Origin of the sequence: Sphingomonas sp. (genome assembly GCF_031380695.1) — a bacterium.
Taxonomy (GTDB): Bacteria; Pseudomonadota; Alphaproteobacteria; order Sphingomonadales; family Sphingomonadaceae; genus Sphingomicrobium.
Genome location: NZ_JANMWY010000255.1, coordinates 1 through 2,093, shown reverse-complemented (window position 1 = coordinate 2,093; position 2,093 = coordinate 1). Strand labels below are relative to the sequence as shown.

At 66.3% G+C, this 2,093-nt stretch carries 2 protein-coding genes; both read left to right on the top strand.

The window, feature by feature from the left end:
• A partial coding sequence (locus RMN84_RS09140; protein ID WP_309611862.1) for a DNA polymerase occupies positions 1–878 on the top strand: 878 nt, incomplete at its 5' end.
• Between the two features lie 53 nt (positions 879–931).
• A partial coding sequence (locus RMN84_RS09135) for an oligosaccharide flippase family protein (protein ID WP_309611863.1) occupies positions 932–2,093 on the top strand: 1,162 nt, incomplete at its 3' end.

Genomic DNA, 2,093 nt, shown 5'->3' with positions numbered 1-2,093 from the left:
AGACGACCTACACCGACGCATTGCAGGCGCAGATCAACCCGGACACGGGGCGGGTGCATACCAGTTACAGCCTGTCGGGCGCGCAGACCGGGCGATTGTCGTCGACCGAACCCAATCTGCAGAATATCCCGATCCGCACCGAGCTCGGCCGCAAAATCCGCGACGCCTTCGTCGCGGCGCCGGGTCATGTCCTGATGAGCGCCGATTATTCGCAGATCGAGCTGCGCCTCGCCGCGCACATGGCCGATGTGCCGCCGCTGAAGCAGGCCTTCGCCGACAAGGTCGACATCCATAAGATGACCGCCGAGGAATTGTTCGGATCGTCCGACCGCGACAATCGCAACAAGGCCAAGACGATCAACTTCGCCATCCTCTACGGCATTTCGTCATGGGGGCTGGCCGGGCGGCTGGGGGTGGCGCGGGAGGAAGGCCAGTTCATCATCGACCGCTATTTCGAGCGCTTCCCCGGCATCCGCAATTATATCGGCGAGACGACGGCATTCGTGCGCGAGCATGGCTATACGCAGACCCTGTTCGGGCGAAAGACGCATTTCCCCAACATCCGCTCGTCACAGATGAACCAGCGGCAGGGGAGCGAGCGGGCGGCGATCAATGCCCCGATCCAGGGGACCAGCGCCGACCTGATCAAGCGCGCGATGAACCGCATGGACGGCGCCTTGGCCGACGCCAGGCTGGGCGCGCAGATGCTGCTGCAGGTCCATGACGAGCTGGTGTTTGAAGTACCCGAGGGTGAGCAGGAAGCGACCGCCGACGTCGTGCGCCGGGTGATGGCCCATGCCGCCGAACCGGCGCTGATGCTCGACGTGCCGCTCGACGTCGAGGTTGGCTGGGGCGCGCATTGGGGAGCAGCGCATTGACCGCTTCGACGGCGGTCCCCGATCAGCCCGGCGAGCGCGAACCCGATGCCGACATGGCGACGCTGGCGCGCGGCGGGCGGCTGAACGCGTTCGGCTTCCTGCTGCGGCTGGCCGCGCGGCTGCCGTTCCTGTTCATCGCCGGGCGGGTCTATGGCGCGGAAGCGCTCGGGCGGTTCGCCTATGCCGTGTTGACGGTCGAGTTCGCCGCGCAATTGTCGGCGCTCGGCCTCAGACGCGGGCTGGCGCAGCTGCTCGCCAACTCGAAAAAGGACCATGCCTGCGTCGTCGCCGATGCGCTACTCGTGTCACTGCTCGGTTCAATCCTGTGCATGGCCGTGCTGATGGCCTTTCCGCGGGCGATGTTTCCCAACAGCCAGGTTCATGGGCTCGACTGGCTGCTCCCCATCACGGTGCTGGCGATCAGCTGGACCGACATCGCGCTCGCCGCGCTGGCCTATCGCAACGATGTCGGTGCGACGGTGCGCGCGCGATCGCTGGTCGAGCCGTGGACGATCAGCATCGTCGCCTTCGCCTGGTCGTATTTCTCGCTGCGCGACGGCCTGATCATTTCCTACGTCTTTTCAATGGTCGCGGCGATGATCGCAGCGCTGATCCCACTGGTGCGCAGTTATGGAATTCCGCGTGGCTGGGCGCCAGACCTCGCCGGATCGTGGAAGACGGCACGGCGCAACGCGCCACTGGCGGCGGCGGACGCGGTCGAATGGGCATCACGGCGGATCGACCTGGCCGTGCTCGGGCTGCTCCTGAGCCCGGCGTTCGTCGGTATCTATTATGTCGCCCAGCAGGTCGCGACGCTGCCGGCCAAGCTAAAGACCAGTTTCGAGCCGGTGCTGGGCCCGGTCATCGCCCGCAACATCGCCGACGGTGACAAGGCAGCGGTGGCGAAGCAGGTGCGGCAAGTGAGCTACTGGATCATCGCCGCGCAGGCCGGAATCGCGCTGGCGCTGGCGATGCCGGGGCGCGCGGTGATGGGGCTGGTTGGGCCGCATTTCACTGGCGGCACGGCCACGATGGGGTTCCTGCTGGCGGCGGAAGTGATTGCGGCATCAGCCGTGGTGAGCGAGGCGGCGCTAATCTATGTCGATCGCCATCGCAACATGGCGATCAGCCTGGCCATGCTGGCGATCGAGGCCGGGCTGGCGGCGGGACTGATCATCGCGATGCGCAACATCGGGTGGGACGAGGCGCACCAGG